Consider the following 3,336-nt stretch of genomic DNA (forward strand, 5'->3'; position numbering starts at 1 on the left):
TGTCCTGGTGCGCCATTTCGCGCCCACGGAATCGCATGGTCACCTTCACGCGGTCGCCTTCGCCCAGGAACCGTTGCACAGCCTTCATCTTGGTCTCGTAGTCATGGGTATCGATGTTCGGCCGGAGCTGAACTTCCTTGACTTCGATGACCTTCTGCTTCTTGCGCGCTTCGGCGGCCTTTTTCTGGGCAGCGTATTTGAAGCGGCCAAGATCGAGCATCTTGGCAACCGGCGGGGTTGAGTTCGCGGCGATCAGCACGAGGTCGAGCCCGGCCTCCTGCGCTTCGGCAAGCGCTTCGCGCGTACGAACAATACCGCGGTTTTCACCTTCGGCATCGATCAGCTGGACGTCGGGGCTGGTAATGTCCTCATTGGCAAGCGGCCCATCTTTCTGGGGCGCTGTGGGTCTCATTGGACGACGAATGGCAAGCGTTCCTTGTGCTGTTTATGCCGGGGGGTGAATTCGGGCCTAAAATCGTGTTAGCGGGGTGAGAAGTCAACAGCTGGAGATGCTGATTTTCCTGCTGTTGCGTAAGGGAAACGATCTACCGTTTGCCTTCAAAAATCGCAAATGACCAAAGAGTTCCGCGTGACTTCCCTTCCCCGTCAGTTTCTTAGCGTCGGCGCAGCCGAAAGCCAGCGCGAAATTGCCTATCTCCAGCGCCCCGGCACGGCGCCGGGGCTTTTCTGGCTCAATGGTTTCCGCTCGGTAATGACCGGGCTCAAGGCAACCGCCCTCGACGCCTTCGGCGCCGAAAAGGGCCTCGAGGTGACGCGATTCGATTATTCCGGCCATGGCGAGTCGGGTGGCGATTTTGACGAGGGCACCGTCAGCCGCTGGCTCGAAGAGACCATTGCCGTCTTTGCGAAGACGCATGGACCCCAGATCGTCATCGGCTCGTCCATGGGCGGCTGGCTCGCGCTGCTCCTTGCCCGGCATCTGGTCAGAACCGGGGAAAAACGCCTCAAGGGCCTGATCCTCATCGCCCCGGCGGTCGATGCCACCCACGACCTGATCCCCACCCGCTTCACGCCAGAGCAGTTGTCCGCGCTTGCCGAGCAGGGCTATGTCGAGCGTCTCAGCCAATATGGCGATGGCGATTATCGCTATACCAAAACCCTACTCGAAGACGGCGAGCATCACCGCCTCTTCGGCCGCGTCATCGAAACCGGCTGCCCGGTCCATATCCTGCAAGGCGGCCGCGACCCCGACGTGCCCCCCGCCCACGCACAAAAACTGCTGATGCATATCCTGCATGACCCGGTGACGTTCACGCTCATCCCCGACGGCGATCATCGTTTGAGCCGGGAAGAAGACCTGGAGCGCCTGCGGCAGGCGGTGCTGGGAATGATGGCTTAGGTTAGTTAGCTGAACTGCTGCAAAACCCACCAGCTGTCATCCCCGCGAACCAAGCCCCCCTAGCCCCGTGCCCCCGCATTCCGCATCCGGATCAGCGAAAACACCAGGCTCGATTCCCGCACTCCGTCGTGGAGATCCCAGAGCGAGGGCAGCACTTTCAGCGTCACGCCCTCGGCGGCAATCGCCCCCGGCAGGTCGTCTAGCGTTTCCACGCCCAGCGGATCGACGGCGCCATGGGACACCCAATAGCCCGCGCTTTCATCCTGCAGCACAAAGCCGTCATTGGGCATGGCATAGCGATGGAGCCTGCCGCTCTCGAGGCGCTGCACCCAGGCCTCTTCAATGGCGATCACCGCCCGGCCCTCGCCCAGAAACCGGTCGACGTCTCCGGCCGATGTCCCTGTCCCGGCGCGAAAACAGACGCGCGGGCAATCGCGCGGCAGGAGATAATTGGCGATCTTCTCGTCCGATATAGCCCAGACCACCGGCTCGGCCGTATAGGCGGAAGGCCGCGGCTCGAACCGGGGGATCGCCGGATCGTCGCTGAGGTGAAAGAGCTTCACCGCGTCGCCAGCCGCGTTTTCTGCTGCCCGGCATCGTCAAAATTGTCCGGGCTCAGCCAACGCTCATATTCGGCCCGCAGCGCCGGCCATTCGCCATCGAGAATCGAGAACCAGGCCGTGTCGCGGTTCTCGCCCTTCATGATCATGTCCTGCCGGAACACGCCCTCAAAGGTGAAGCCGAAGCGGGTCGCTGCGGCCTTGGACGGCTCATTGCGATCATTGCACTTCCATTCGAAGCGCCGGTAGCCGAGGTCGTCAAAGGCATGGCGGGCAAAAAGGTAGAGCGCTTCGGTCGCAAGCCGCGTCCGCGCCATTGGCAGGCCCCAATAGACCCCACCGATCTCGATCGAGCCGTGTTCGGGGCGAATGCGCATCCAGCCCTGCTGCCCCAGCGCTTTGCCGCTGACCCGGTCAACGATCGCCACATAGGCAGGGTCGCTCCCCGCATTGGCCTCGTCGATGCGCGCTTCCATGTCTTGAAGGTTTTTCGGCGCATGACTGAAGAGCCAGCGATAGCGTTCCGCCCCTCCATCCATGGTCGAGACCGCCAGAAGATCGGCCGCGTGGTGCCGCTCCAGCGGTTCGAGGCGGGTGTAGCGGCCTTCGAGCACGATCCGCTCCGGCGCGGATTTTGCGGGTGTGACGCTCATTGAAAATCCTTCCAGATGGCATCGAGGCCAGCGCGATAGTCGGGATAAAGCAGGTCGATGCCAAGCGCTTGCTTGATCGCCTTGTTCGAGACGCGCTTGTTGTCGCGATAAAAACTGCGCGCCATGGGCGTCATCTCGGCCCGTTCGAAGGGGATTTCGGGCGGCGCTTCGACACCCATCTTTTCGGCGGCATAGGTGATCAGGTCCTGCGGCGGCGCCGGCGCGTCATCGGCAAGATTGAAAATGCCGGCCAGCCGCCGTTCGGCCGCGAGCAGGGTGACGCGCGCGATATCGCCGACATGGATGCGGTTGAATACCTGACCGGGCTTGACCACCCGTCGCGCCGTGCCCTCGGCCAGCCGGTCAAAGCTCGACCGGCCAGGTCCATAGATGCCGGCAAGCCGGAGAATGCAGAGCTGCACGCCGCGCTCGCGCGCATAGGCGATCCATTCTTCTTCCGCCCGGACGCGAAAATCGGAGCGCAGGTTGCGCGGCACCAGCGGCGCGGTCTCATCGATCCAGGCGCCGTCGAAATCCCCGTAGACCCCGACCGTGGAATAATAGCAGAGCCATTCGAGCTCGGTCGCCGCATCGAGTTCGGCGCGGTGCTGGCGCAGCACCACGTCCCCGGCTTTATCGGGAGCGATCGAGACAATCACATGGCTGGACTTTTCAAGCGCGGGGCCGACTTCGGCCCCGGGCGCGGCGCCGTCGAACACGACGGCAGGCAGTCCCTCATGGACCAGCGCATTGGCCTTATCGG

Annotated in this window: 5 protein-coding genes; 1 reads left to right on the forward strand and 4 read right to left on the reverse strand. The window is 62.9% G+C overall.

Annotation, left to right across the window (positions count from 1 at the left end; all coding sequences use genetic code 11):
- Positions 1-424: translation initiation factor IF-3 (gene infC / locus J0I64_RS08740; RefSeq protein WP_291407216.1), on the reverse strand; the 424-nt coding region annotated here is incomplete at its 3' end.
- A 147-nt stretch (positions 425-571) separates the two neighbouring features.
- On the opposite strand from infC, the gene J0I64_RS08745 reads away from it, so the two are divergent.
- Positions 572-1,360 carry an alpha/beta hydrolase gene (locus J0I64_RS08745; RefSeq protein WP_291407206.1) on the forward strand — a complete coding sequence of 263 codons (789 nt, stop codon included), beginning with the start codon at positions 572-574 and terminating at the stop codon, positions 1,358-1,360.
- A gap of 59 nt (positions 1,361-1,419) precedes the next feature.
- On the opposite strand, the gene J0I64_RS08750 is transcribed toward J0I64_RS08745, so the two are convergent.
- The 3 genes from J0I64_RS08750 to J0I64_RS08760 form a co-directional block, all read right to left on the reverse strand.
- Positions 1,420-1,923, reverse strand: coding sequence for a DUF6886 family protein (locus tag J0I64_RS08750; protein ID WP_291407208.1), 504 nt, complete (start codon positions 1,921-1,923; stop codon positions 1,420-1,422).
- On the reverse strand, positions 1,920-2,573 hold the full coding sequence (locus J0I64_RS08755; protein WP_291407210.1) for a GNAT family protein: 654 nt from the start codon (positions 2,571-2,573) through the stop codon (positions 1,920-1,922). The genes J0I64_RS08750 and J0I64_RS08755 overlap by 4 nt, the downstream gene beginning before the upstream one ends.
- Positions 2,570-3,336, reverse strand: a 767-nt coding sequence (locus J0I64_RS08760) for an NAD-dependent epimerase/dehydratase family protein (protein WP_291407214.1), incomplete at its 5' end; no start/stop codon positions are given. The genes J0I64_RS08760 and J0I64_RS08755, both read right to left, overlap by 4 nt.

Origin of the sequence: Devosia sp., from assembly GCF_017307565.1 — a bacterium.
Lineage (GTDB): Bacteria > Pseudomonadota > Alphaproteobacteria > Rhizobiales > Devosiaceae > Devosia.